The 26,544-nt window shown below is 63.1% G+C and carries 26 protein-coding genes; 12 read left to right on the top strand and 14 right to left on the bottom strand.

The window, feature by feature from the left end; genetic code table 11:
• Nucleotides 1-7: 7 nt before the first annotated feature.
• From J2X54_RS05280 to guaB, 3 genes are all read right to left on the bottom strand, one after another.
• The gene (locus tag J2X54_RS05280) at nucleotides 8-1,204 is read right to left on the bottom strand and encodes a tyrosine-type recombinase/integrase (RefSeq protein ID WP_310178727.1); all 1,197 of its coding nucleotides are present in this window, start codon (nucleotides 1,202-1,204) and stop codon (nucleotides 8-10) included.
• 405 nt (nucleotides 1,205-1,609) lie between these two features.
• Complete coding sequence (guaA, locus tag J2X54_RS05275) at nucleotides 1,610-3,220, bottom strand: glutamine-hydrolyzing GMP synthase (protein WP_070247567.1); 1,611 nt, start codon at nucleotides 3,218-3,220, stop codon at nucleotides 1,610-1,612.
• Nucleotides 3,221-3,279: 59 nt separating this feature from the next.
• On the bottom strand, nucleotides 3,280-4,743 hold the full coding sequence (gene guaB, locus J2X54_RS05270) for an IMP dehydrogenase (protein WP_310178722.1): 1,464 nt from the start codon (nucleotides 4,741-4,743) through the stop codon (nucleotides 3,280-3,282).
• Nucleotides 4,744-4,879: 136 nt separating this feature from the next.
• Here guaB and J2X54_RS05265 point away from each other — a divergent pair, with 136 nt between their 5' ends.
• From J2X54_RS05265 to J2X54_RS05250, 4 genes are all read left to right on the top strand, one after another.
• Entirely contained in the window at nucleotides 4,880-5,908 is a 1,029-nt protein-coding gene (locus tag J2X54_RS05265; RefSeq protein WP_310178720.1) for a LacI family DNA-binding transcriptional regulator, read from the top strand.
• Nucleotides 5,909-6,084: 176 nt separating this feature from the next.
• Nucleotides 6,085-7,452 (top strand): MFS transporter, encoded by a 1,368-nt coding sequence (locus tag J2X54_RS05260; protein WP_310178717.1) that lies wholly within the window; start codon nucleotides 6,085-6,087, stop codon nucleotides 7,450-7,452.
• A gap of 15 nt (nucleotides 7,453-7,467) precedes the next feature.
• On the top strand, nucleotides 7,468-9,840 hold the full coding sequence (locus tag J2X54_RS05255) for a GH36-type glycosyl hydrolase domain-containing protein (protein ID WP_310178713.1): 2,373 nt from the start codon (nucleotides 7,468-7,470) through the stop codon (nucleotides 9,838-9,840).
• Nucleotides 9,841-9,930: 90 nt separating this feature from the next.
• Entirely contained in the window at nucleotides 9,931-12,135 is a 2,205-nt protein-coding gene (locus tag J2X54_RS05250) for a glycoside hydrolase family 3 C-terminal domain-containing protein (protein WP_310179828.1), read from the top strand.
• Nucleotides 12,136-12,231: 96 nt separating this feature from the next.
• On the opposite strand, the gene J2X54_RS05245 is transcribed toward J2X54_RS05250, so the two are convergent.
• From J2X54_RS05245 to J2X54_RS05230, 4 genes are read right to left on the bottom strand one after another with little or no spacing between them, the layout of a single operon-like run.
• The gene (locus tag J2X54_RS05245) at nucleotides 12,232-13,083 is read right to left on the bottom strand and encodes a hypothetical protein (protein ID WP_310178711.1); all 852 of its coding nucleotides are present in this window, start codon (nucleotides 13,081-13,083) and stop codon (nucleotides 12,232-12,234) included.
• A 2-nt stretch (nucleotides 13,084-13,085) separates the two neighbouring features.
• Nucleotides 13,086-13,760 (bottom strand): hypothetical protein, encoded by a 675-nt coding sequence (locus J2X54_RS05240; RefSeq protein WP_310178709.1) that lies wholly within the window; start codon nucleotides 13,758-13,760, stop codon nucleotides 13,086-13,088.
• Nucleotides 13,760-14,083: an RnfH family protein gene (locus tag J2X54_RS05235; protein ID WP_310178706.1), complete on the bottom strand. Its 324-nt coding sequence runs from the start codon at nucleotides 14,081-14,083 to the stop codon at nucleotides 13,760-13,762. The genes J2X54_RS05240 and J2X54_RS05235 overlap by 1 nt, the downstream gene beginning before the upstream one ends.
• Nucleotides 14,058-14,507: a type II toxin-antitoxin system RatA family toxin gene (locus tag J2X54_RS05230; RefSeq protein WP_310178704.1), complete on the bottom strand. Its 450-nt coding sequence runs from the start codon at nucleotides 14,505-14,507 to the stop codon at nucleotides 14,058-14,060. The genes J2X54_RS05235 and J2X54_RS05230 overlap by 26 nt, the downstream gene beginning before the upstream one ends.
• A 111-nt stretch (nucleotides 14,508-14,618) precedes the next feature.
• On the opposite strand from J2X54_RS05230, the gene smpB reads away from it, so the two are divergent.
• The 3 genes from smpB (at nucleotide 14,619) to J2X54_RS05215 (ending at nucleotide 16,467) form a co-directional block, all read left to right on the top strand.
• Nucleotides 14,619-15,068 (top strand): SsrA-binding protein SmpB, encoded by a 450-nt coding sequence (gene smpB / locus J2X54_RS05225; RefSeq protein ID WP_019919646.1) that lies wholly within the window; start codon nucleotides 14,619-14,621, stop codon nucleotides 15,066-15,068.
• A gap of 190 nt (nucleotides 15,069-15,258) precedes the next feature.
• Nucleotides 15,259-15,912 carry a hypothetical protein gene (locus J2X54_RS05220; protein WP_229255309.1) on the top strand — a complete coding sequence of 218 codons (654 nt, stop codon included), beginning with the start codon at nucleotides 15,259-15,261 and terminating at the stop codon, nucleotides 15,910-15,912.
• On the top strand, nucleotides 15,913-16,467 hold the full coding sequence (locus tag J2X54_RS05215; RefSeq protein ID WP_070247577.1) for a FlgO family outer membrane protein: 555 nt from the start codon (nucleotides 15,913-15,915) through the stop codon (nucleotides 16,465-16,467).
• 179 nt (nucleotides 16,468-16,646) lie between these two features.
• Here J2X54_RS05215 and J2X54_RS05210 read toward each other — a convergent pair whose 3' ends face one another.
• The 3 genes from J2X54_RS05210 to J2X54_RS05200 all read right to left on the bottom strand — a co-directional run bounded on the left by J2X54_RS05210 (nucleotide 16,647) and on the right by J2X54_RS05200 (nucleotide 19,117).
• Nucleotides 16,647-17,492, bottom strand: coding sequence for an NAD-dependent protein deacetylase (locus tag J2X54_RS05210; RefSeq protein WP_310178698.1), 846 nt, complete (start codon nucleotides 17,490-17,492; stop codon nucleotides 16,647-16,649).
• Nucleotides 17,493-17,876: 384 nt separating this feature from the next.
• Nucleotides 17,877-18,233, bottom strand: a complete 357-nt coding sequence (locus J2X54_RS05205; protein WP_310178696.1) for a hypothetical protein — start codon at nucleotides 18,231-18,233, stop codon at nucleotides 17,877-17,879.
• A gap of 68 nt (nucleotides 18,234-18,301) precedes the next feature.
• On the bottom strand, nucleotides 18,302-19,117 hold the full coding sequence (locus tag J2X54_RS05200) for an alpha/beta hydrolase (protein WP_310178694.1): 816 nt from the start codon (nucleotides 19,115-19,117) through the stop codon (nucleotides 18,302-18,304).
• Nucleotides 19,118-19,247: 130 nt separating this feature from the next.
• Between J2X54_RS05200 and J2X54_RS05195 the strand changes: the two genes are divergently transcribed.
• The 5 genes from J2X54_RS05195 to J2X54_RS05175 are packed head-to-tail and all read left to right on the top strand — an operon-like array spanning nucleotide 19,248 to nucleotide 23,107.
• Nucleotides 19,248-19,832: an RNA polymerase sigma factor gene (locus J2X54_RS05195; protein WP_070247580.1), complete on the top strand. Its 585-nt coding sequence runs from the start codon at nucleotides 19,248-19,250 to the stop codon at nucleotides 19,830-19,832.
• Entirely contained in the window at nucleotides 19,805-20,572 is a 768-nt protein-coding gene (locus J2X54_RS05190) for a zf-HC2 domain-containing protein (RefSeq protein WP_310178691.1), read from the top strand. The genes J2X54_RS05195 and J2X54_RS05190 overlap by 28 nt, the downstream gene beginning before the upstream one ends.
• Nucleotides 20,569-22,041 carry a S8 family serine peptidase gene (locus tag J2X54_RS05185; protein ID WP_310178688.1) on the top strand — a complete coding sequence of 491 codons (1,473 nt, stop codon included), beginning with the start codon at nucleotides 20,569-20,571 and terminating at the stop codon, nucleotides 22,039-22,041. Before J2X54_RS05190 ends, J2X54_RS05185 begins: the two co-directional genes overlap by 4 nt.
• Complete coding sequence (locus J2X54_RS05180) at nucleotides 21,972-22,736, top strand: TorF family putative porin (RefSeq protein WP_310178686.1); 765 nt, start codon at nucleotides 21,972-21,974, stop codon at nucleotides 22,734-22,736. The genes J2X54_RS05185 and J2X54_RS05180 overlap by 70 nt, the downstream gene beginning before the upstream one ends.
• 59 nt (nucleotides 22,737-22,795) lie before the next feature.
• Nucleotides 22,796-23,107 (top strand): hypothetical protein, encoded by a 312-nt coding sequence (locus J2X54_RS05175; protein ID WP_310178684.1) that lies wholly within the window; start codon nucleotides 22,796-22,798, stop codon nucleotides 23,105-23,107.
• Here J2X54_RS05175 and J2X54_RS05170 read toward each other — a convergent pair.
• From J2X54_RS05170 to J2X54_RS05155, 4 genes are all read right to left on the bottom strand, one after another.
• On the bottom strand, nucleotides 23,104-24,987 hold the full coding sequence (locus J2X54_RS05170) for a DUF3300 domain-containing protein (RefSeq protein ID WP_310178682.1): 1,884 nt from the start codon (nucleotides 24,985-24,987) through the stop codon (nucleotides 23,104-23,106). The genes J2X54_RS05175 and J2X54_RS05170 overlap by 4 nt on opposite strands.
• Nucleotides 24,988-25,207: 220 nt before the next feature.
• The gene (locus tag J2X54_RS05165; protein ID WP_310178678.1) at nucleotides 25,208-25,885 is read right to left on the bottom strand and encodes a hypothetical protein; all 678 of its coding nucleotides are present in this window, start codon (nucleotides 25,883-25,885) and stop codon (nucleotides 25,208-25,210) included.
• 18 nt (nucleotides 25,886-25,903) lie between these two features.
• Nucleotides 25,904-26,074, bottom strand: a complete 171-nt coding sequence (locus J2X54_RS05160) for a hypothetical protein (protein WP_310178675.1) — start codon at nucleotides 26,072-26,074, stop codon at nucleotides 25,904-25,906.
• A 173-nt stretch (nucleotides 26,075-26,247) separates the two neighbouring features.
• The gene (locus J2X54_RS05155) at nucleotides 26,248-26,532 is read right to left on the bottom strand and encodes a zf-TFIIB domain-containing protein (protein ID WP_310178672.1); all 285 of its coding nucleotides are present in this window, start codon (nucleotides 26,530-26,532) and stop codon (nucleotides 26,248-26,250) included.
• Nucleotides 26,533-26,544 lie beyond the last annotated feature (12 nt).

The following is a 26,544-nucleotide window of genomic DNA, read 5'->3' as shown; positions in this document are numbered from 1 at the left end:
GCAGACGCTACTTGGTTTCCGCAGTCCATTCATCAATCATGTCGGCCCAGGTTTGCAGCATCCCGCGTCGCTGTTCGGCGTACTCTGCCTTGTTGTAGACGGCCCTCACATTGCGCTGCTCGTGCGCCAAGCATTTCTCGATCCAGTCCGTGTTGAACCCCGCCTCATGCAGTAACGTTGATCCGGTACGCCGCAGGTCGTGGGGCGAGAACGGATCGAGCGGACACCCGTCGCTGTTGGCAGTTTCAACGACTTTGACCAACACGCCGTTCAGGCTGACACCACTCATCGGACGATCGATGTCATATCGGTTTGGCAGGATGTAGCGGGAGGCACCAGCACAAGTTTTGAAGGCAATCAGGATATCCATCGCCTGCCGGGACAGGTACACATTGTGTGGATTGCGGCGCTTCATCCGAACGCCTGGAATCGTCCAGACCGCGTGCTCAAAGTCGACTTCTTCCCAGGTTGCATCCGTCAGCTCCGATTTACGCACCAATGTCAGCAAAAGCATTTTGCATGCGAGCTTGATCGTTGGAGCGCTTTGAATGCGTTCGAGGTATTTATAGAACGACCTTACCTCCTTTGGCGACAAAGCGCGATCACGCGGCACGAACGTTGCGATCGAGGTTGGCCGTACCCCTTCTGCTGGATTCGGATGACGTTCGCCTCGAGCATCGGCAAACCTGTAGACCTGCAGAACGATTTCCCGCGCGTGAACCGCGACTGCCGGCGCGCTGCGCTCCACAATCCGGTCACACAGTTCGCGTACCCGCCCTTCCGTTATTTCCGACAGCAGAAGCGCTCCGAGCGGCTTCTTCAAATCACGCTCATACGTCCAGCGCCGCATTGCCCGTGTCGACTCGGCCATCTTGTATTTTTCAAGCCACTGCTCTGCCCAAGTGGCGAACGTTTCCTGCGCCTTCCTGCGTTGGGCCAGTTCCTTCTTCGACTTCGCTGGTGATACGCCGCTGGCCAGCCTTTTCCGTGCTTCTGCGAGCAAGTTACGGGCCTCCGAAAGGGTCATCCCGCCGACACCATAGCGGCCGAGGGTCAGCGTCTCTTGCCTGCCGTTGACACGGTAGTTAAACCGAAATGAGATGCCGCCAGCGGTAGACACCGACACATACAACCCATCGCGGTCGGAGACCTTGTAAGCACGTTCGCCGGGTTTGAGATTTTTCAGCTTTGTATCGGTCAGCATTTGTCCCCCTGTTTCAGATACCATCAAGTTACGAAAACCCAAGTAAAATCAACTACTTGGATGCGCAGCGATCAAGTTTTAGACGTGGTTTGGGGGCGCAAGTTCCGCAAAAATACCATCAACTCCATCAAGGCTGTACGCGGAAAAATACACCTTTAAAATCAAACACTTAGAGAGAAAACTACCATCACGTATACCATGACAGACTCAACAATATTGATGGTATTCGTTGCATGAGATCATGTACCCGGTGAGCCGGTGCCATCATGATGACCATCAAAACGTAGTGCTTGGCCTTGCCTGAGTCTGCCAGATAATGCTGAGCCTAAAACTAAAGAGCCCCTGAAATCAGGGGCTTAGTCGGTTCAGCTTGCCGGCCGGTGCCGGCCTCTGCCTATCAGGAAATCATTCCCACTCGATCGTCGCCGGCGGCTTCCCGGAAATGTCATAAACGACGCGATTGATCCCGCGCACTTCATTGATGATCCTGTTGGACACCTTGCCCAGCAACGCATGCGGCAAGTGCGCCCAATGCGCCGTCATGAAGTCCTGCGTCTGCACCGCGCGCAAGGCCACCACGTATTCGTAGGTGCGGCCATCGCCCATCACGCCCACCGATTTCACCGGCAGGAACACCGCAAACGCCTGTGACGTCGCTTCGTACCAGTTCTTCGGCAGGTTGTCCGAATCGACGGCCTGGCCGGCGATGAACTCGTATGGCGTGTTGCGCAGTTCTTCGATGAAGATCGCGTCGGCGCGGCGCAGCAGGTCGGCAAAGTCCTTCTTCACTTCGCCGAGGATGCGCACACCGAGGCCAGGGCCCGGGAACGGGTGGCGGTAAACCATGTCGTGCGGCAGGCCCAGGGCCACGCCCAGCTTGCGCACTTCGTCCTTGAACAGTTCGCGCAGCGGTTCGAGCAGCGACAACTTCATGTGCTCCGGCAGGCCGCCCACGTTGTGGTGGCTCTTGATGGTCTGGCCTTTTTTGCCCTTGCCGGCCGACTCGATCACGTCCGGGTAAATCGTGCCTTGCGCCAGCCACTTGGCATTGACCAGCTTGCCCGATTCGGCGTTGAACACTTCGACGAATTCGCGGCCGATGATCTTGCGCTTTTGCTCCGGATCGGCCACGCCGGCCAGGTGGCCCATGAACTGGTCTTCGGCGTCGATGCGGATGACTTTGACGCCCAGGTTCTTGGCGAACATGTCCATCACCATCTTGCCTTCGTCCAGGCGCAGCAGGCCGTGGTCGACGAACACGCAGGTCAGCTGGTCGCCGATGGCGCGGTGGATCAGCGCAGCGGCGACCGACGAATCGACGCCGCCGGACAGACCCAGTATCACTTCATCGGTGCCCACTTGGGCGCGGATTTTTTCCACGGCTTCGGTGATGTAGTCGGGCATGTTCCAGTCGGACTTGCAGCCGCAGATCTCGTGCACGAAGCGGCCCAGCATGGCCTTGCCCTGCACCGTGTGGGTCACTTCCGGATGCCACTGCACGCCGTAGAAATGCTTCTCTTCATTGGCCATGGCGGCGATCGGGCAGCTTGGAGTGTTGCCCATCAGGACGAAGCCCGGTGGCATTTCCAGCACCTTGTCGCCGTGGCTCATCCAGACCTTGAGCATGCCGTGGCCTTCGTCGGTGACGAAGTCGTTGATGCCGTCGAGCAGCTTGGTGTGGCTGCGGGCGCGCACTTCGGCGTAGCCGAATTCGCGCACCAGGCCGTTTTCGACCTTGCCGCCCAGTTGCGCGGCCATGGTTTGCATACCGTAGCAGATGCCCAGTACCGGCACGCCCAGCTCGAACACGGCGGCCGGCGCCTGCGGGGCGTCGCCTTCCAGGGTGGAGCTGTGGCTGCCCGACAGGATCACGCCGGCGGCGCCGTAGTTGCGCACGAACTCGTCGGAGACGTCGTACGGGAACACTTCCGAGAACACGCCGGAATCGCGCACGCGGCGCGCGATCAGCTGGGTTACCTGTGAGCCGAAATCGAGAATGAGGATTTTTGAGTGCATGGGGTGTTTGAACTAGAGGATGGAAAAACGCCGGCATCGTGCCGGCGTTTGCAAGGGACTTAGTCGCCGGAACGGTAGTTCGGCGCTTCCTTGGTGATTTGTACGTCGTGCACGTGCGATTCGCGCATGCCGGCCGAGGTGATCTCGACGAACTCCGCCTTGTTGCGCAGTTCTTCGATGGTGGCGCAGCCGCAGTAACCCATCGACTGGCGCACGCCGCCCACCAGCTGGAAGATGATCGCCAGCACCGAGCCCTTGTAGGCAACGCGGCCTTCGATACCTTCAGGCACGAACTTGTCGGCTTTCATGGTGGCGTCCTGGAAGTAGCGGTCGGCCGAGCCGTCCGACATGGCGCCCAGCGAGCCCATGCCGCGATACGACTTGTACGAACGGCCCTGGTACAGGATCACTTCGCCCGGCGCTTCTTCGGTACCGGCAAACATCGACCCCATCATGACGGTCGACGCGCCAGCGGCCAGCGCCTTGGAGATGTCGCCCGAGAAGCGGATACCGCCGTCGGCGATGCAGGGCACGCCCGTGCCTTCCAGTGCCTCGGCCACGTTGGAGATCGCGGTGATTTGCGGCACGCCGACGCCGGCCACGATACGGGTGGTGCAGATCGAGCCCGGGCCGATGCCGACCTTGACCGCATCAGCGCCGTATTCCACCAGCGCCAGCGCTGCGGCGGCGGTGGCGATGTTGCCGCCGATAACGTCCACGTGCGGGTACTTGGTCTTGATCCACTTCACGCGGTCGAGAATGCCTTGCGAGTGGCCGTGGGCGGTATCGACCACCAGCACGTCCACGCCGGCCGCGACCAGCAGGTCGATGCGCTCTTCGTCCTTGGCGCCCACGCCGACGGCTGCGCCGACCAGCAGCTTGCCGTGCGAGTCTTTCGACGCATTCGGGTGCTCGGTCGATTTCTGGATGTCCTTGACGGTGATCAGGCCACGCAGCTCGAAGCTGTCGTTAACGACCAGCACGCGCTCGAGGCGGTGCTTGTTCATCAGGCGCTTGGCTTCGTCGCGGTCTTCGTCGTCCTTGACGTAGACGAGTTTTTCGCGCGGAGTCATCTTGGCGCGTACTTCGGCGTCCAGTTCCTGCTCGAAACGCAGGTCGCGGTTGGTGATGATGCCGACGACTTGCTTGCCTTCAACGACAGGGAAACCGGAAATACCATGCAGTTCGGTGAGCTTGATGACGTCGCGGATTTTCATGTCCGGCGGGATCGTGATCGGATCGCGCAGCACACCAGCCTCGAAACGCTTGACCTTGGCAACCTCGCGGGCCTGGTCGGCCGGGCGCAGGTTCTTGTGGATGATGCCGATACCGCCCTCTTGTGCCATGGCGATGGCCAGGCGACCTTCGGTCACGGTATCCATCGCGGCGGACAGCAGCGGGATGTTGAGACTGATATTGCGGGTCAGGCGCGTCTTGAGGGACGTATCTGCAGGCAAGACGTTGGAATAGGCTGGAACGAGGAGCACGTCATCGAACGTGAGTGCTTTTTGGAGTAGACGCATAGTATTTCCTATAGGCGCAAAGCGGCATTGTACAGGAAAACGGCCTTGCTGTCAGGCATAGCTTTGGTTGAGATTGCTGTCACTTTCGCCATGGCTGCCGTATGATATCGCTATCAATGTTCTTGAGCCATATTCAATGACGAAATCACAAGCGGTTAGCAGCCGTGCCAGCGGGCGCATCACGCTGGCAATGGTGGCCCAGCATGCAGGCGTCGCGACGATGACCGCTTCGCGCGCCATCACCCAGCCCGACATGGTGTCGCAGGCGTTGCGCGACCGCGTTGATAAAGCGGTGCTCGAACTCGGCTACGTGCCCAACCGCGCCGCGCGCGCGCTGGCCTCGTCGCAATCGAAGGTGATCGCGGTGCTGGTGCCGTCGCTGTCGAATGCGGTATTTACCGAAGTGCTGGCCGGCATCCAGGATGCGCTCGACGCCGACGGCTTTCAGATCCTGATCGGCAACACCCGCTACTCGGACCGCGAGGAAGAAAAGCTGATCAACACGTATTTGCAGTCGAACCCGGACGGCATGCTGCTCTCGGGCCTGTCGCACAGCGACCGGGTGCAGCAGATACTGACCACCTCGCGCGTGCCGGTGGTGTCGATGATGGACATGTCCACCGACCCGGCCCAGCTCACCGTGGGCTTCTCGCAATTCCAGGCCGGCCACGCCATGACCCGCTACCTGCTCGACAAGGGCCACAAGCGTATCGGCTTCATCGGCGCGCAACTGGACGAGCGCACGCTGCGCCGCGCCGAAGGCTACCGCAAGGCCATGCACGAAGCGGGCCTGGCCGACCCTCGGCTGGAAGTAATGGTGCCCGATCCGTCCACGCTTGCCCTGGGCGCCGAGCTGGTGGGCCGCATGCTGGCGCAGGCGCCCGACTGCGACGCCATCTTCTGCTGCAACGACGACCTGGCCCACGGCGCCATCTACCAGTGCCAGCGGCGCGGCATCGCGGTGCCGGCGCAGCTGGCAGTTTGCGGCTTCAACGATTTGCCGGCCTCGGCGTGGATGAATCCGTCGCTGACCACGATCGGCACGCCGCGCTACCGCATCGGCTTCGAGGCGGCCACCCTGTTGCGGTCGGTGATCAAGGGCGATGAGCCGGCGGTGCGGCAGATCGACCTGGGATTTACGCTGATGGCGCGCGAGAGTGCCTGAGCCTGGACTGATGGGATTGCCGCCTGCGCGGCAATGACGGATCAGTCGATATCGGTTGGCTCCGCTGCGCCGCAACATGGAATTCTGTTTACAAATCTTGGCAAACCCTTACACTGCCTAGCATTGTTGTTAGCGCTAACATAATGATGTCGAACCCGCTTTTTGAGAAGGCAACTGTGATCCCCACCCAGACTGCGCCCCCGGCTCCCCTTGCCCTGACATGGCGCGAAAAATTCAGCTACGGCGTGGCCGATATCGGGTTCAATTTTTATTGGACCAATATCGCCACCTTCCTGCTGATCTTTTATACCGACGTGTTCGGCATCTCGGCGGCCGCTGCCGCCTCGATGATGTTTTCGGTGAAGATCATCAACGCCTTCACCGACCCGATGATTGGCGCCGCTGCCGACCGCACCTCCACCCGCTTCGGCAAGTTCCGCCCTTACCTGCTGTGGGTGCCGATTCCTTTGGGTTGCGCCGCCATCCTCACCTATACCACGCCCGACCTGTCGCACGACGGCAAGCTGGTTTGGGCCTATGGCACCTACCTGCTGATGATGGTGTGCTACACCTGCATCAACATCCCGTACAACGCCCTGTCCGGCGTACTGTCGGCCGATCCGCAGGAGCGCTCCACCGTCAACGGCCTGCGCTTCATTTTCGCGTTTGCCGGCGGCACCCTGGTCACGGCCGCCACCCCGGCCATGGTCGGCTGGTTCGGCCATGGCGACGACAAGCTGGGGTGGCAGTTGACCATGCTGGTGTGGAGTATTTTCGCGTCGCTGCTGTTCGTGCTCACCTTCTTCAACACGCGCGAACGGATCGCGCCGCCACCGTCGCAAAAGTCCAACGTGATGCAGGACATCCGCGACCTGTCGCAAAACCGGCCATGGGTGGTGCTGTTCTTCCTGGCGCTGATCATCATGATCACCATCACCCTGCGCACCACCAGCGCCGCCTACTACTTCAAGTACGTGGTGGGCCGCCCGGAGCTGATGCAGGGTTTCGTGCCGGCGTACATGATCTCGGCCGCGATCGGCGCCTCGCTCACGCCGCTGATGACGCGTTTCGTCGACAAGAAGAAGCTGATGATCATCCTGATGAGCATCACCGCCGTGCTGTCCTCGGCCTTCTTCTTCGTGCCGAACGACCAGGTCACCCTGATGTTCGCGCTGCAGATCGGCATGGGCCTGGCACTCGGCCCCAAGTCGCCGCTGGCCTTTTCGATGTATGCCGACACCGCCGACTACAACGAATGGCGCACCGGCCGCCGCGCCACCGCCATGACCTTTGCCGCCGCCACCTTCTCGCAAAAGCTCGGCACCGCGATCGCGGTGGCCGTCATCGGCTGGCTGTTCACGGTGCTTGGCTACGTGGCCAATTCGGCCCAGAACAGCGGCTCGCAGGCCGGCATCGTGTGGCTGATGTCGTTCATCCCCGCCGCCTTTGCGGTGCTGGCCGTGGCCATCATGTTTTTCTATAACCTCGACAACCGCAAGCTGGTGCAGATCCAGGCCGACCTGCAAGCGCGCAAAACTCAATAAATGGAGACACGTTTCATGTTACGCCCTACCGATAATGGTGACCGCTACGAACTGACCAGCCCCACGGCCATGCCGCGCGCGGGCGGCTTCCTGTGGAACCAGAAGATGATGATCCAGGTGACCTGCCGTGGTTACGCAGTGGCCCAGTTCATGCAGCCGGAACCGGCCAAGTACGCCCATGCACCGAACCTCGAAGCGAAAACCTTCATGCAGCCGGAGCAGAATTACTATGCGCATCACCCGGGCCGCTTCTTCTATATCAAGGACGAGGAAACCGGCCAGTTGTTCTCGGCGCCGTACGAACCGGTGCGCGCGCCGGTCGACCGTTTCGCTTTCTCGGTCGGCAAGAACGACCTGGCCTGGACCGTCGAACACCTGGGCGTGCGGGTCGAACTCACGCTCTCGATTCCGACCGCCGACGTGGTGGAACTGTGGTCGCTGCGCGTGACCGACCTGTCGGGCCGCGCCCGCAAGCTCAGCGTGTACCCCTACTTCCCGATCGGTTACATGTCGTGGATGAACCAGTCGGGCGAGTACCGGCCGGACCTGGGCGGCGTGGTGGCCAGCTGCGTGGCGCCGTACCAGAAGGTGGCCGACTACTTCAAGCAAAAGGACTTCAAGGACAAGACCTACTTCCTGTGCGAAGAAGCGCCGCAGGCGTGGGAAGTGCAGCAGCAGGCCTTCGAGGGCGAAGGCGGCCTGCATCGCCCGTCCGCCATCGACCTGAAAACCCTGGCCAACGGCGACGCCCGCTACGAGACGCCAGCCGCCGTGGTGCAATACCGACTGGCGCTCGACGCCAATGGCGCGCACGACTACCGCTTCATCTTCGGCCCCGCGTTTGACGACGCCGAAATCGCCGCCATGCGCGCCCGCTACCTGCACGCCGAAGGTTTTACCAAGGCGCGCGCCGATTACGCGCAATACATCGCCAGCGGCGCCGGCTGCCTGCAGATCGACACGCCCGACAAGGAACTGGACAACTTCGTCAACCACTGGCTGCCGCGCCAGGTGTTCTACCACGGCGACGTCAACCGCCTGTCCACCGATCCGCAAACCCGCAACTACCTGCAGGACAATATGGGCATGAGCTTCATCAAGCCCGGCGTGATGCGCGCAGCGCTGCTGCACGCGCTGGCGCAGCAGGAAGACAGCGGCGCCATGCCCGACGGGATCCTGCTGATCGAGGGCGCGGAGCTCAAGTACATCAACCAGGTGCCGCACACCGACCACTGCGTGTGGCTGCCGATCGCGCTCAAGGTCTATCTCGACGAGACCGGCGACTACGATGTATTGGCCGCGCCGGTCACCGGTAAAGACAGCGGCGTCACGCTCACCGTGGCCGAACGCATGCACGCCGCCATGGACTGGCTGCTGCAGGCACGCGATGAACGTGGCCTCAGCTATATCGCCCAGGGCGACTGGTGCGACCCGATGAACATGGTGGGCTACAAGGGCAAGGGCGTTTCCGGCTGGCTGACGGTGGCCACCGCGTATGCGCTCAACCTGTCGGCCGAGATGTGCGAAAAGAGCGCGCACAGCGACAGCGCGCTGGCCGACAAGGCGAAGCACTTCCGCACCGGCGCGCAGGCAGTCAACCGCGCCGCCAACGAACACCTGTGGGACGGCGACTGGTATGCGCGCGGCATCACCGATGACAACGTGGTCTTCGGCGTCTCCAAAGATGTCGAGGGCCGCATCTACCTCAACCCGCAGGCGTGGGCCATGCTGGGCGGGGCGGCCAATGCCGGCCAGCGCGCGTCGATCTTCGAGCAGGTGAAGCAGCAGCTGCACACGCCGTACGGCGTGGCCATGTTCGCGCCGCCCTACAGCGCCATGCGCGACGACGTCGGCCGCGTCACGCAAAAGCACCCGGGCTCGGCGGAAAACGGCGCGGTGTACAACCACGCGTCAATCTTTTATATCTACAGCCTGTACCAAGTCGGTGAAGGCGAGCGCGCCTACGAACTGCTGCGCCAGATGATTCCCGGTCCGACCGAGGAAGACTACCTGCAGCGCGGCCAGTTGCCGGTCTTCATCCCCAACTATTATCGCGGCGCCTACCACCAGTACCCGCGCACGGCCGGGCGTTCGAGCCAGTTGTTCAACACCGGCACCGTGTCGTGGGTGTACCGCTGCTTCGTCGAAGGCCTGTGCGGTTTGCAGGGCGATGTCGATGGCCTGCGCATCGCGCCGCAACTACCCAAGCACTGGGATGGCATACGCGTAACGCGGCAATTCCGGGGCGCGACATTCCATGTAGTTATACAACGGGGAGATATTCTTGAAATCGTTGTCAAACTTGACGGAAAACGGTTGCCTGATACTAAAGTGACAGGTATCGTAGCGGGTGGAGTACACGCGCTGGACGTAACGATTCCACGTTAACGATAGCGCGTTCAAGACTGAAACTACACTACAAGGATAAACAAATTGAAGAAGCGTCTCTGGTTGTCGCTGGCCCTGGCCTACCCCCTCATGATGACTGGCGCGGCCCATGCCGCCGCCGACACCAACCGTCCGTGGCTCGACGCCAAGCAGTCGCCGGACGCCCGCGCCGAACAGCTGGTCAAGGCGATGACGCTGGATGAAAAGATCCAGACCGTGTTCGGCTACTTCTCCACCGATTTCGAATCCAAGCAGTACATCGCCCCGAAAGAAGGCCGCAAGGATTCGGCCGGCTTCGTGCCCGGTATCGAACGCCTCGGCCTGCCGTCGCAATGGCAGGCCGACGCCGGCATGGGCGTGGCCACCCAGGCCGCGTCCAAGAACCCGGTCGAGCGCACTTCCCTGCCCTCGGGCCTGTCCACCACCGCCACCTGGGACCGCAAGCTGGCGTTCGCCGGCGGCCACATGATCGGCAGCGAAGCGCGCATGAGCGGCTTTAACATCATGCTTGCCGGTAGCGTGAACCTGATGCGCGAACCGCGCAACGGCCGCAACTTCGAATACGGCGGCGAAGACCCGCTGCTGGCCGGCGTGATGGTCGGCGAGCAGATTCGCGGCATCCAGAGCAACCACATGGTTTCCACGCTCAAGCACTTCGCCTTCAACGACCAGGAAACCAACCGTTTCCACATCAATGTCAAGATCGACGACGCAGCCGGCCGCATGTCGGACCTGCTGGCGTTGCAGATCGCCACCGAAGTGGGCGATCCGGGCTCCGTCATGTGCGCGTACAACCGCGTGAACGGCCCATACGCCTGCGAGAGCGACTACCTGCTCAATGAAGTGTTGAAAAAGGACTGGGGCTTCAAGGGTTACGTGATGTCCGACTGGGGCGCCACCCACTCCACCATTCCGGCCGCCATGGCGGGACTGGACCAGCAGTCGGGCCACCCGTTCGACAAGTCGGCGTATTTTAACGAAGCGCTGAAGGAAGCTGTGGTCAACGGCCACGTGCCGCAGTCGCGCCTCGACGACATGGTCAAGCGCATCACCCGCACCATGTTCGCCCACGGCCTGGCCGAGCACCCGGTCAAAGCCGCCGCCACCAAGGACGCCGGCATCGACTTCGCCGCCAATGGCAAAATCTCGCAGACCGGTTCGGAAGAAGGCATGGTCCTGCTCAAGAACAGCGGCGACATCTTGCCGCTGGCGTCCACCGTGCGCACCATTGCGATTATCGGCGGCCACGCCAACGTAGGCGTATTGTCGGGCGGCGGTTCGGCCCAGGTATATCCGATCGGCCTGTCGCCAGTGCCCAACGAAGGTCCGCAGTACTTCCCGGGCCCGATGGTTTATCACCGCTCGTCGCCGATGCAGGAACTGGCCTCGCGCACCAAGGCCAAGATCAGCTACGCCGACGGCAAGGACGTCAAGGCTGCAGCCAAGCTGGCCGCGAGTTCCGACCTGGTGATCGTGTTCGGCAACCAGTGGACCGCCGAGAGCATCGACGCACCGGACCTGAACCTGCCCAACAAGCAGGACGACCTGATCGCCGCCGTGGCCAAGGCCAACGGCAAGACCGTGGTAGTGCTGCAAACCGGCGGCCCGGTCGTGATGCCGTGGCTGAAAAACGTCGCGGCGGTGCTGGAAGCATGGTACCCGGGCACCAACGGTGGCGCGGCCATTGCGCGCGTGCTGACCGGCGAAGTCAATCCGAGCGGACGCCTGCCGGCGACCTTCCCTGCTTCCGTGGCGCAGCTGCCGCGTCCAGTGCTCGATGGCGATGCCGTGACCAAGGACGAAAACATCCTCAACAAGCTCACCACCGACTACAACATCGAAGGCGCAGCGGTTGGCTACAAGTGGTTCGACCTGAAAGGCCACAAGCCGCTGTTCCCGTTCGGTTACGGCCTGTCGTACACCACGTTCGCCATGTCGGACCTGGCTGCCAACAAGACCGGCAAGGGGATCGAAGTCACCTTCAGTGTGAAAAACACCGGCAAGCGTGACGGCAAAACGGTGGGCCAGGTGTACATCTCGCCGGCCAAGGGCGGCTGGGAAGCGCCGAAGCGCCTGGGTGGCTGGGACAAGCTGGAAGTGAAAGCCGGCGAGACCGGCAAGGCCACGGTCAAAGTCGATCCGCGCCTGCTGGCCATGTATGACAGCGCCAGCAAGACCTGGAAGATCGCACCGGGCGAGTACGTGGTCACGCTGGCCGAATCGGCAGGCGCCAAGCCTGCCGCCACGGTCAAGGTGAGCCTCGACGCGCAAACCGTGGATATCCACGGCAAGTAAGAAGTTGCAATGAAGAAGGCGTAATGAAGAAGGCAACAACCGGGCCGCAGCACCATTTGCTGCGGCCCGGTGCAACTGGTGCGACGGCTGGCGCCGTTACTTCGGCACTTGCCAGTTCACGGTCGTATAGCCCACGCCTTCATGGTTCCAGACCTGGACCGTTGCCTGGTACCGGGTGCCCGAAGTTCCGCTCAGGAAGTTAAGCTGCACCACGCGGTACTTGTTGGCGCCCTGCACCTGCGCGGCGGCCAATTGCTCGGCATACTCGGCATCGGGCCCGTTGAGTATTTTGAACATCCATACCTGCAGCACCAGCGTGCCGATCACGCCGATCGCCAGCGCAATGCGCATGTCGTGGGTACGTCGCCCTTCGAACGCCCGCGCTGCTGCAATCTTCGCACTGCCCAGCTCACGCAGCACCCACGCAGCCAGGACGATGGGGAATAATGTCATCAGCACCCCGCTGGCAAACTGCCATGGCGCCAGCCGCAACTCCACTTCCAGCAGGTCGAGCGGTATCGCGTACGCCACCAGTCCCATGGCGACCATGCCGGGCAAGGTCAGCCAGCCCAGCCAGCGCAGCACCGCCGCCACCCGCAGGCTGCCGGTCAACAGCAGCAGGCCCGCGATGATGGCCCCGCCGAAGTTGAACGAAAAGGTGTTCGCCTGTGCGGGCATTTGCCAGATTCCATAGCCCAGCTGGAGCAGACCGGCGGCAATCAGCACCATGCCCACGCGCCGTAGCACCGGCACGTAGCTGGCGGGATCGGCCATCGGTGCCTTCGATGCACTATCGGCCCCATTGTTATTGTCATCGCCGTCGCGCTCGCGCTGCGCCAGCAAGGCCTCCACTGTGGCGACGCGTTCCGGAAAACGTGCGCGGTCGATACGCCCGAGCACCTGGCGCAGCTGCTGTGCGCTGTATTTCGAGTAATCCGGCTCGGTCATTGCTACTTTTCTTTCCAGAACACGTCCACGGTGTCGATCCGGTCGGCGCGCCATGCCTGCACTTTCGCTTCCACGAACGTGCCTTCCATGTCGTCACGCGCGGTGATCTTGCTGGCGTAGTAGTGATACTCCTCGCCGTGTTTGGCTTTCGCCAAAAATTCAGCCTTGCGTACCAGGTCGGCATCGCGGCCCAGCTGGTGACCGCCCAGCGCCAGCAGCGCCAGGACGATACCCACGCCCAGCGCCAGGTGGGCCGACGGCTCGCGCCGGCCGCCGGACAGGATGGCGGTGCGTATTGGCTGGCGCAGCAGCTCGGTGCGCAGCCAGTGCAGTACGGCGCAGAACAGCAGCAACGGCAGCAGCACCGCCAGTTGCGTGCCGGGATCGAGCTGCCATTGCGTGAGGGTCAGGTCGAACGGCTGCAACAGCGTGAGCACGATCATGGCCAGCGCCATCGGCAGCAACACGCTGGCGATCCAGACCAGGAAGAAAGCGGCGCGCAGGCTGCCACGCAGCAGGTAGATGCCGCCGACCAGGGCCGGGATGATCATGTTGTACGAATAGTCGGCGCCGGTGGCGATGCGCCAGGCCATCCAGGCCAGTTCGAACGCGCACAGCGCAAGCAGGACCACGCCGGCGCGGCGCAGGATGGAAGGAGCAGATTGTGTGTCGAGCATCAGGTAGCGGAAGGTGGGGGAGGATTCTTGCGACGGCGCCGCGCGTTCTTGGGATCGGCGATCAGCGGGCGGTAGAGTTCCACCCGGTCGTGGGGTCGCAACAGCGTGTCGCGAGGCTTCTTTTTGCCGTAGATGCCGGTCTGCATGGCGGCCAGGTCGACTGCAGGCACTTCGACGGCGATGCCGGACAGCGCCAGCGCCTGGTCGATGGTGGTGCCGGCCGGCACCTGCAAGGCGCGCAGGAACTGCACGGCGTCGCTGGCGTAGCAGACCTGGACCGCGAAAGTCTCGGCCGGATCAACCACCGATGGGTGCGCTGCCATAGACCGTCTCCGCGCGCTTGCAGAAGGAATCGACCATGCTGTTGGCGATCATGCCGAATACCGGGCCCACCAGCTTGTCGAGGATGGTGCTGGAAAATTCGTAGCGCAGGTCCAGTTCGATCTTGCAGGCGTCTTCGCGCAGGGCCTTGAAGGTCCATACGCCGTCCAGGCACTTGAACGGACCATCGACGAGCTTCATGCGGATGGTCTCGAACGGCACGTTGTCGTTGGACGTGGTGAAGCTCTGCTTGACGCCGTGGTAGTTGATGCCAATGCTCGCCACGGTGCGATTGTCGGTGCGTTCGCGGATGTCAACACCACCGCACCACGGCAGGAATTTGGGATAGTCTTCGATGCGGGCGACCAGTTCGAACATCTGCTGGGCGCTATAACCGAGGAAAACTGATTTGTGCACTACTGCCATTGTCTAACCATTTGCTATGATGTGGAAATAAGATGCTGTAAGCCCTAATTTTATACGCGAAACCGAAATTTAACCGACCCGGTACGGGTTTATCGTCGATTTACCGAATTCATGACCATAGCTGATAACAAAAAAGCATTTTTTGACTACTTCATCGAGGACCGTTTCGAAGCCGGCATCGTGCTCGAAGGCTGGGAAGTCAAAGCCATCCGCGACGCCCGCGTGCAGATCAAGGAAGCGTACGTCACCATCCGTGGCGACGAGCTGTTCCTGTTCGGCGCCCACATCAGCGCCCTGCCCACCGCCTCCACCCACATCAGCCCCGAAGCCGTGCGCACCCGCAAGCTGCTGCTGCACCGCGCCCAGATCGACAAGCTGATCGGCAAGGTGGAGCGTTCCGGCTACACGCTGGTGCCGCTCAACCTGCATTACAAGGAAGGCCGCGTCAAATGTGAAATCGGCCTGGCCAAGGGCAAGAAGCAGCACGACAAGCGCGCCACCGAAAAAGACCGCGACGGCAAGCGCGAAGTGGCTGCCGCCATGAAGACCCACAACCGCTGATCTGTTGCGCCCTCAGGACAAAACCCGGCCCCGCGCCGGGTTTTTTGTTGCCTTGTAATTTCTAAGGGGAAACATCCATGTTACACTTGGTCACGATGATTTGTCATTCATGGCCTGCGCTGGTGCGGCGTTGAGACATGACAAAGTCTACTTTTTGACGATGAGGCAAGCAATGGCGCTGAAACTTTTAATGGCTGTCGCAGCCGGTGTGATCCTGTCCGGATGCGCAACCCGCTACACGCCCGCGCCGCTGGCGGCCAATTTCCCGGCCAGCAAGCAGGCCAAGCTGCAGGCCACCTACCATTGGGGCATCGTGGCCGATGCAGTGGAGCGGCAACTGGCGGTGGCGTTGAAAAAGACGCCCACCCGGCCAATCTTCATCAACACCCCTGCCGAACCGAATCCGTTCCAGCGCGCGCTGGCCACCCAGCTCACTACGGCGCTGGTGAACGACGGGTTTACGGTGTCACGCGCGCCGGCGGGCGCGCTCAAGATCGATCTCGACGTGCAAACGCTGACCTTTGCCGCCAATCGCCCGCAGTACCGGCAGAACTTCGGCCAGCGCTTTCCGCTCGCCGACGGCGTGTGGATGGCAAAGGAGCTGAGCGCGCCGCGCCTGGAAAACGAACCGTTCGATCCGCTCGATTCGGAATTCGCCCCCGGCGCCACGCCGCGCACCGAAATCATCGTCACCATTTCGGTGTCGGACCAATATCGCTACCTGGCGCGCAGCACGTCGGCCTATTACGTCGCCGACGCCGACTATGCGCTGTACGGCCTCACCGAGCCGGAACCTGAAAACACCAAACTGACGCGCGTATTCAAAGTGCGCGGAGACCTGTAAATGCCGATCACCAAACTGGCTAGCGCCCTCCTGCTCACCGTGCCGCTGCTGCTGGCCGGCTGCGCCACCAACAAGGACAAGGAGCAGCGCGACTACACCACCGTCTCGTCCAACCAGTTCATCGAGGCCAACTACAAGGCGGCCGATTCGCTGATGCGCCAGCTGACCGGCAAACTGGCCGGCGACAAGCCGCTGATCATGGCCACGCTGGTCAACATCGACGAACTGGAACAGACCACCACGCTGGGCCGGCTGGTCTCGGAACAGCTGTCCACGCGCCTGGCGCAGGGCGGGCTGTCTATGGTGGAAATGAAATTGCGCAGCAACGTGTATTTCAAGCGCAACCAGGGCGAACTGATGCTCACCCGCGAAATCGGTGAAGTGGCCACCGCCCACAACGCCCAGGCCATCGTGGTGGGGTCGTACGCCGAGACCAGCGACATGGTCTTCATCAACGTCAAGGTGATCCAGCCGAATACCAATTTCGTGCTGGCCGGGCAGGATTATGTGCTGGCCAAGGAAGCGGTGGTGCGCTCCATGCTTCAGCGCAATTAAATTCAAATTGGCTTCCCGCCTGCGCGGGAATGACGGCATTAAGGTCGCCATACTGGGCGCCGTCCTCCCTACACGGGCGGGGATCCAGTGCGTGGCCAGGATTCGCCGCCGCTTATCCTGGCGTCATCCCTGCCTCATCCCGCACCGGCGGACCGCTGCGCAGGCGGGGATCCAGTTTGTCACAACAACAGCGGCAAAACCTCGATCGCCGACGCCTCCACCTTCAATCCGATCAGGTCATCGGCCCGGGTTTTGCCCAGGTTGATCGCCGCGATCGGCTTGCCGGCCGCTGCCGCCAGCTTGCAGAAGCGGTAGCCTGAAAACACCATCAGCGACGACCCCACCACCAGCAAGGCATCGGCCTGCTCGGCCAGTGCCAATGCCCGCGCCGTGCGCTCGACGGGGATGTTATCGCCGAAGAAAATCACGTCCGGCTGCAGCACGCCGCCACAGTGCGAACAGACCGGCATCCGGAAATCCTGGCCATTGAGTTCGAGCTCGGCGTCCCCGTCCGGCCGCGCCTCCGGCACCACGCCATCGACCGGCCCGGTATGGACCATGTGCGGATTCTCGCGCGCCAGCCAGGCCTGGATCTCGGCGCGCGGGTGCACGGTGCGGCACGCGAGGCACACCACGCCGTGGATATTGCCATGCAGTTCGATCACGTTCTGGCTGCCCGCCTTGTCGTGCAGGCCGTCCACGTTCTGGGTGATGATGGCGTCGATCCGCCCCGCCGCTTCCAGCTCGGCCAGCGCATGGTGGCCGATATTGGGCGCCGCCTTCGACATCACCGGCCAGCCGGCCATGCTGCGCGCCCAGTAACGCCGCTGGACGGCTACATCGCGCCGGAAGTCGGGCCCCTGGATCGGCGCACGGCCACGGCGCACGCCGTCCTTGTCGCGGTAGTCGGGAATGCCGGAGGCGGTGGACAGGCCGGCGCCAGTCAGCACCAGCACGCGGCGGTGCTGGTGCAGGAAGGTCTGGAGCTGGTCGATCTGAGCTGGGAGATGGGGATGGAGGTTCATGGCCGTTATGGTAGCACCATGGGGGCCCAGCGGTGGCCGGCGGTTGGCGTCGGGCCGCCGTTCCGACGATGCATTGCCAGGCCTTTACATAGCGCTGCAACATCAGGTCGCAAGCGGCGACGTCAGGCGTCAGCCCAGCCGCAGCGTGGGCCTGAGCCAATGCTGCGCCGATTCCCGCGCCACGACTGGCCAGGTGCGTGTCAGCGCCAGCATCGTTCACTTTTATGAATTGGGCAATACTCGACAAGTCTGCCTGGCACTGGGCAGCGGCGGCCGAGGCAATCGCAACGCGGACATGCAAAACAAGCAAAAAAAACAGAACAAGCAGGAGGTTTCTGATAGTCGGGGACACGGGTACACTGAGCTAGGCCCCCAGCAAACCCGTCATACCCGATCTTCGCCTGCCGGCTCGATCAGAAATTTCAGCGCGCCGTACGCCAAACCCAAAAACATCGTCATGAGCACAATACAACCCACGCACTGACCAACTAGCGATACCGGGTTGGTTGACCACGATTGACAGCGAGGTCTGCATATCTCGCCTTCGATAACAATCGCATACAGATCCCTTCCAACCCAGATCGCGATCGCGAGAGACCCCAGCAGCACGGCAATCGACAACAGCGCAGGCACTTTGACTGGCGCTGGCTGACCGCTCGGCGCTGATGGTAACGGCGCGTTAGCACCCGGATCGGCTGGCTCGGGCGCGGACAAGCCAGTTCGTTGCTTTTTTCTGGACATAATCTATTTCCGATGATGGACTTACGGTGGGCCGCTGAAACGGCGGCCGAGAGGATGCGCGCTATAAACTATTTAACAGGCAACTGCTGGTCGAGCACCTGCAGTACCGCCGCCACGATGGCGGCGGCATCGCCCTGCTCGACCGCCACCACCGGCACGGCGCCGAACGGTTTGCGGGCGGTGCGCACCTGGCCAGCGCTCACCTCCAGGCTGTCGAGCTCGGAGGCGCGGGCGCGCCAGTAGGCCGGCTTGACCGCCTGGGCTGCCTGCGCCGCCGCCAGCGACTGGCCGAGTTCGGCGTTGTAGGCAACCGCCGGGTAGGCGCAGCCGGCACCGGTTTTGCCCGACTCGGCCGCTGCCAGGCAATCGAGCGCCGCCTGCAAGCGGTCGGCGTTGCCGGCCGGGAGTGCGTCTTCGTGCAGCGCATCGATCAGCACCAGGCCGGTGACGGCGCCGCGCGAACGCCAGGTGTACTGCTGCGCCACCAGCGCACCGTAGCCGGCGCCCACCAGCACCAGCGGCGCGTCGATCCTGGCGTTCTTGATCAAGAAGCCGAGGTCGCGGCTGGCGTTGCCGACCGAGGCGGCACGGATGATGGGGTCGCTCGCGCCCATGCCGGCGCGGTCGTAGACGCAGGCGCGGGTGCGGGCGGCCACCTGCGGCATCACCGCCGACCAGTCCCAGCCGGCACGACCGGCATCGGCCTCGAACAGCACCGTGGGCGAGCCCTTGCCCATGCAGTACATATTGAGCTTGCGTCCGCCTACGTCAACGCGCACCTGGGGGCCAGCGAAAGCGCCCTGGCCGGCGAGCGGCTGGGCATGTGCCGGCGCGGCGAACAGGATGGAAGTGGCCATGGCGGCCGGCAGCAGGAAATTTTTCATGTTGTCATCTTAATAGTTATGCCGGCGGGGAACAAGGACAGTGCTACCATTCGCGGTTCAAAAAGAATTTCCCGATTTGTAGAACCGTTTGTGAACGGCAAGGTATTAACGGTTACAAGGAGGATCGCTGATGCAGCATCAACTGGGCCTGTCGACGGGCTCTCACAGTGACAACGACGAAAAGTGCCTGCTGGCCAGGGTGTCCAGCGGGGACAGAGGTGCGTTTGAAAAGTTATATAAAATATATTTTTCTCGCCTGACGCGGTTTGTCGGACGCATGACGCGCAGCACGCCGCTGATCGAGGAAGTAATCAACGACACCATGCTGGTGGTATGGCAAAAGGCCGCCACGTACGATGGCACCTGCAAGCCGTCCACCTGGGTGTTTGCGATTGCCTACCGCAAGACCTTGAAAGGCCTGCGCGCCAGCGACGAACCGCTGGAATCGGACGCCACGCTGTACGAAGATGAAAGCGGGCTGCAACCGGAGCAGCATATGCACCGCCAGCAGTTGCAGCAAACCGTGGCAGACGCGCTCGACGCGCTGCCGGCAGCGCAACGCGCGGTGATGGTGCTGACGTATTATCACGAACTGGCCTACAGCGACATCGCCGATATCGTTGCGTGTCCGGTCAATACCGTCAAGACGCGCATGTTCAACGCGCGACAGAAATTGAAGGATATGTTGTGGAACGAAAGAGAGAACAACCGATGAACGCGGGCGTCTTCAATATTGATGGATCGGGCCCGGAACACCGGGCGGCGCAAGAGCTGTTGCCATGGTACGCGGCGGACAACCTGTCGACCGACGAAAGCCAGCGCGTGGCGCGCCACCTGCAACACTGCATCGCCTGCCGACGCGACCTGGCGCGCGAACGCGCCCTGCTGGCCGCCGCCAACGACGACGACGTCATGCCGCCGGGCCTGGACATGGACGCCGCGCTGGCGCGCCTGATGCCGCAACTGGGTGCACAGGACAAGTCCGGCGATGCCGGCGATTCCGACGACAGCAATCGGCCAACGCCGCCAGCCACAAGCCCCGCCGTGGCGCCGCTGCGCGCAACGCTGCCCTGGTGGCGCCGCGCGGCCGCCAACGAGCCGTCGTGGCTGCGCTGGGCCGCTGCCGCCCAGTGCGTGCTGATCGTCGGCATGGCCGCCATGCTGGCCCGTCCCGACGCGGCCGACACTGCCAACCTGCCCTCCTATCATGCGCTCGGCAATGGCGCTGCGCCATCCGGCGGCAACCTGGTGGTGATGTTCGAACCGGCGACCACGGAGCGCGAGTTCCGCCGCATCCTGCAACGCCATGGCGCGCGCGTGGTGGACGGCCCCACCGTCACCGATGCCTACCTGCTGCGCGTGCCCGACGCCGAACGCCAGCGCGCGCTCGAGGCGCTGCGCCACGACCCGGCGGTGCGCCTGGCCGAAGCGCTCGACGACAGCGGCGCGCCATGAGCGCTCGCTGGCCGCGCGGCCTGGCAATGCCCACAGCGCACCCGCTGGTGCAGACCTCGCAAGGCCGTTGGCCGCGTTCGCTGGCAGCGCTGGCATCAGCCGCACTGTTAATGGTCGCAATGACCGTGGCGGCGCCAGCCCATGCGTGGCGCGAAAATGTCCAGGACACCGCCATCGGCGCCCCGGCCGGCGTCGACATCGGCGTGCTGCCGGTGGGCGGCGCCGACCATGCGGACGCCGATGGCGCAGGCGATCCGAACCAGCGCCAGTTGCTGGTCATGCTGCGCCTGCCCGCCACCCACTACCGTCCCGACGCCACCTACGGCGGCCGGTACATGGACGACAACGGCAACGGCGCGCGCCGCCGCCGCGCCGAAGCGCTGGCGCGCCAGCACGGCCTGACAGTCGTCGAAGGCTGGGCCATGTCGCTGCTCGGCATCGACTGCTACGTGATGCAGTACGGCGACCACGCCGATCCGCAGCTGCTGATCGAACAACTGAGCCGTGATCCACAGGTGGAATGGGCGCAAAGCGTGGCCCGCTTCGACGGCATGGCGCAGGTGCCCGATTCGGCCGCCGCCGACGCTGCCGACGCCCTGTACCAGGTCCAGCCGGCCGCCCGCTACTGGCACGTGGCCGACCTGCACCGCTACGCCACCGGGCGCGAAGTGCGGGTGGCGGTGATCGATAGCGGCATCGATGGCGAACACCCCGACCTGGCAGGCCAGCTCGCGGTCAACACCAACTTCGTCGATGCCGGCCCGCCGCCGCCCGAGCTGCATGGCACCGCCGTCGCCGGCATTATCGCCGCGCGCAGTGGCAATGGCGGCATCGTCGGTGTGGCGCCGCGCGCCAAGCTGATGGGACTGCGCGCCTGCTGGCAGACCAACAACGCCCGCACCCGCTGCAACAGCTTCACGCTGTCGAAGGCGCTCAATTACGCCATCCTCAACAACGCCAAGATCATCAACCTGAGCCTGTCGGGTCCACCGGACAAGCTGCTCGACCGCCTGCTCGACGTGGCGCTCGAACGCGGCATCAGCGTAGTGGGCGCAGTCGATCCGCAGGACAGCGGCCCGGCCTTCCCCGCCAGCCATCGGGGCGTGATGGCGGTGGCCTCGCAACCGCGTCCGGGCATGGCGCCTTCGACTAAAAATAGCGCGACGACCGGCCTGCTTGCCCCCGGCAACGACATCCCGACCACCTCGCCCGGCGCACGCTGGGCCTTCGTCAATGGCAGCTCGTATGCGGCGGCGCACGTCTCCGGCATGCTGGCCCTGCTCGAAGAACTGCGGCCCGACGCCTCGCCCACACAATTGCGCACCATGTTGCAACCTGCGGACATGGTCAAGACTGCTAATATCGATGCATGCGCCACTATTTCCCGCCTGATCCGTCAATGCAGTTGCACCTGCCCCGTGCCCGCAACCGCGACCGCCACCGCCACCCGGCCAGCACCGGTGCCGTGACCTGGCGCCGGGCAGCGTTTTTATTTTTCAGCGTCATGCTGGCGCCCGCGCCCGCGCTGGCCCAGCTCGACATCACCGGCAGCGTGGCCGTGCAGTCGGAATACCGGTACCGGGGCCAGAACCCCGGCCAGGGCAGCGCGGTGCCGCAGGCTACCGTCAACATCGACAGCGACCATGGCTGGTATGGCGGCGCCTTCGCCAGCGCGATGACCATCGGCGACCTGGAAGGCTACAAGCTGCAAGGCTATGCCGGCTATGCGCAGCGCCTGCGCTCGGGCGGCAGCTGGGAACTCGGTTGCAGTCGCATCACCTACACCCAGGCGCACGACAACGACTTCAGCGAATGCTACGGCGGCCTCAGTTTCGAGCGCGGCAGCGCCCGGCTTTATTATTCACCCAGGTATCTCGGCTACGATGCGCGCGTGCTGTACGGCGAAATCAACGCTTTCTACCCGATCCACCCGCGCTTCAACCTCGTGGGCCACATCGGCCTGATGCACAACCTCAGCGGCGGCTTCTTCCCAGGCATCCCCGACGCCTGGCGTTACGACGCCCGCATCGGCATCGGCATTCCGTTCGGCCGCTACACCCTGCAACTGGCGCGCGAACACGTGCAGGACGACGGCCGCCGCTACACCATGTACCCGGTGCATCCGCCACGCCAGTGGAGCCTGGGGCTGAGTTACGCGTTCTAGGTCCAGCCATGGCCGGCGCTGATCCGCATCCGCACACGCCCGACGGGCGTTATTTCGTGGTGAGAGGCAGACTTTGGCGCCTGAGTAATCCCGACCTGGCGCCAGGCCGGCGCGAGGCGCTGGTCAAGGAACTGATGGCGGCGCGACGCGAGGTAAGCGCCGCACGCAAGGATGGCGACGAACAACGCGAGCGCGCCGCCCGGGCGGCGGTAGACCAGGCCAAGCGCGCGCTGGGTGAACGGGGGCCGGTGTGGTGGACCGATGGCGCGCCGGATTTGAATCGGCATATGGTCAAGAATACCCCATATGCCGGGTGGTTCCAGGCGCTGTCGGCCGGCAAGGCCGGCGAGCGGACGGCTTCTTCTCGTTAGCCATGCCTTTCCTGGGGATCGTGCTTGCCGTGCTCATCGTGATGATGGGCAGCCTGCTCGTGTCTTTCCACATGGGGCGCCGCGTGTTGTTCGACCGGGTGGGCATGTTCGGCGTGCATCGCCATCATCTGCTGGTGCGGTTGAAATTGGCCATGGCCAGCAATGGCTTCGCGTTGCGGCGATGGTGCGGGCTGCATCACCGGGTTCACGTGCTGCACCGGCGCCATGTGCGCCGGCGCGCTGTTTCTTTCCTGCGCCATGCGCCGGGCTGCGGCATCCGCATGCTGGTGTTCCATCTCCGCCTCGGCAACTGCCCGGTCGACACCGCGCTCGTTATGCATTGCATGACCGACATCGATTGACGCCATCGTTGACGCTTGCGCTATACGCTCGGCCTGCTGCGGCTGGTGTTGCTGGAACGGCTGGATCGGCTGGTGCTGCTGGAACGGCTGGTGCTGCTGGAGCGGATCGTGCGCAGTCTGCTGCATCTGATGCGTCTGCTGCATCTGCTGCGTCTGCTCCATCTGGTGTATCTGGTGCTGCATCGACGTCGGCGCGGGCATATTGTGCGGCGCTTGCGCGAATTGATGCATCTGCGGCGCGCCAGCGTTATGCATCGGCTGCAATGCCGTCGCCGGCAACGGACGGGCGCCGGGTATCACGTCGCGCTGAGTGAAATGCGGCATGGTCATTGCCGCGACTGGATGCTGCTGCGCGGTGTTGTGGGCGGGACCGGCAGCGAAGTTCTGCGCGAAGTTTGGTGACGGACGGGGTGCGACGTTGGGAGCCTCAAAGTTTTGCGTCCGGTTCACCACGTTGTTGACGTTGTTGACAGTCCGGTAGTTGTTATTGGTGACGTTGATATTGTTGACGCGATTGACCACGGTAACCGACTTCGACACATAGGTCGTGTTGTTGTACACCACCGCCGGACGATGCCAGCCGCCGCCGTAGCCGGAATATCCAGGGCCGCCGTATTGCGGCGCCGGGCCGCCCCAGTTGACGCCCCAGGAATTCCAGCCCCAGTCGTGGTGATGGCTCACCGCGGCCCCCACCAGCACACCGATGCCGAACGACAGCGCGCCGGTCTCCACCAGCGTTTGCGTGGCATACACCGGCCGCTGCTCGACCCAGCCCGGATACACCTGCATCGGCGCGCCGTACACCACGGTCGGATTGTATTGCGGCACATAGACCACGTCGGGCTGGGCCGGTTCGATGACGATGGTCTGTGCCGGCGGCGGTATCACGGCCGGGCCGTCATACACCAGGGGATCGGAGGAAGACCGCGCGACGTAGGCAGGTTCGGGAGAAGCGGGCGCGGAAGAATGGACCACGGTCGAGACCCGCAGGTGCGAGGAGTTTTTCAGGTTGCCCGACTGCTGGGCGCGCGAGCGCAACAACTGGATCGCGTTCATCACGTCGGCGGGGTCGTTGACGTAGGCGTCACCGAGCGCCGTGGTCCAGTCGATGTTGCTGGCCATCTGGTTCAGCACGGTGGGGAACGTGGTCAGCGATTTGACACTGACGTCCCAGGGCTGGCCGGCTTCGGCACTTTGCAGCGCGTCGCCTTTCAACGATGGATTCTGGCCCAGCCACTGGTTGGCGGCGGCGATCTGCTGGGGATACGTGGCGCCGGCCAGCACCTGGCCCACCAGCTTGTCGGGAAACAGCGCGATCGGCGCCAGCATCTGCGACAACTGCTCGGCGGTCGGCGGCGTGTAAGGCGCCGGCTGAGGGGCCGTGGCGGCAGTAGCGGCGGGAGCGGCGGTTTGCGGCGCCGGGGGCTGGCCGGGCTTGTTGCAACCGGCCAGCACCAGCAGGCTCAGTATCAATGACGACGACACCGCTTGCTTGAACATCCTGGGATGAGCATCCATAATCCACATCCTTCTTCGTTAAAAGTATGAATGCAGATTAACAGGAGCTTGTGGTGGAAGCTGTTACCTGTTGTAACGTGCGAGCTCAGCATGGCGGGCCAGCGGTCAAAGGGATAGGCCGTCGAAACCTTGGATCACATCCCCAGCGCACGCGGGAACGACAGTAGATCCTGGTATTGAGTTATGCGTTCCAGTTGAGGCGCCAACCGCAGGTAACAGATTATTTGCCTTGCGGCGCCTCAGCACCCACTGTCGCCGGGTCGTTGTGCACCTGGGCCGAGGCATCAACCGCCACCGTCGTCTGGCAGTCATCGCTATGGCCCTGCTCCCGGCGACAATACACGACGTAGCGAATCGCCAGCAGGAATGGCAAGGCAACTAGAAGCATTCCCGGCAGCAAATTGGTCAGGAAGTCGATGAATGCCTCGAAACGATGGGCCTTGGCCCAGTTATTCACTGGTACCCACCAGATCAGGCAAGTCAATACCACCCAGGCCAGCGCCACGGCTGCAACTGCCGCCAGGTGGCTGAACCAATGGCGGCGCAACAATATCGCCGCGAGCGGAACGCCGACCAGCCCCAGCAAGGGCAGCACCGCCACCAGCGACAGCACTGCCATATTGACGGTCCAGCGAGGCACGATGGTCCACCGCTGAGATTCCTCGAGCACTCCTGCAGCGACCCGCCCACTGAATTCAACGTAAGAAAACCCGAAACTTACCATCATCACCCCGGCCAGAGCGGCGAGGTAGCCCGCCACATAGGGCTGCACGCCAATGCGAACGTAGTGCGCACCAAGCATGCGACGCCAGAGCGGCAATGGCAGCGCCACCGCGATAGCGATGACGATCAGCCCGAACGGCAGCGTCATCCAATGAAAAAGCCAGTCGCTTGCCATACGCATCCTTAAAAATGTTTACTTCCTCACATTGAGAAGAAAACTGGCGAGATACATCAGTAACTCGGCACCTACCAACTTGCCTTCCCAGTCGATGCTCGACTTTTCCTGCCGTATTTCCGTCCCATCCGCCAGGCGGCCCAGGTTCACCGGCGCGGCGATCTGCACTTTTTGGAGCAAGCGCGGCAACTGCCCTGCTTCCAGCCACAGGCCCTAATGCCGTTAAGTTAAGCTCCGCATATCCGTCGTACCCGCGCAGGCGGGTACCCAAGTTCTGCGAAATTCGCCGAAATGCCCGCCAAATTGGGTCCCCGCCTGCGCAGGGACGACGTTTTTAAGCAAACAAATTTAAGACTTTTCGCTTAACTTAACGGCATTAGCCACAGGCCCCGGCACTCGGGGCAGGCGTCCATCTCGATGCCCTTGTACGGCAGTGGCTTCATCATCTTGCCGTCGTGGGGACAGGGGCGCACGCGCGCCGGCTGGTCGGGCTGCTGGTGCAGCGTCAGCGCCGCGTGAGCGCGCACCGCCGGCAGAACGCTGCCGGCGACCGACACGCCCAGGCATTGCGGACACCGATGCACGCCGTAGCCACTCGATGCACTCGCCTGTAACGGCGTATCGTCGGCGGGACAGAGCAGCGCCATGTTCCCTGGTTC

The sequence above is a fragment of the Duganella sp. 3397 genome, from assembly GCF_031456625.1.
Taxonomy (GTDB): domain Bacteria; phylum Pseudomonadota; class Gammaproteobacteria; order Burkholderiales; family Burkholderiaceae_D; genus Rugamonas; species Rugamonas phyllosphaerae.
Note: the sequence above shows the minus strand (reverse complement) of the source record. Positions and strands in the feature narration are given on the sequence as shown.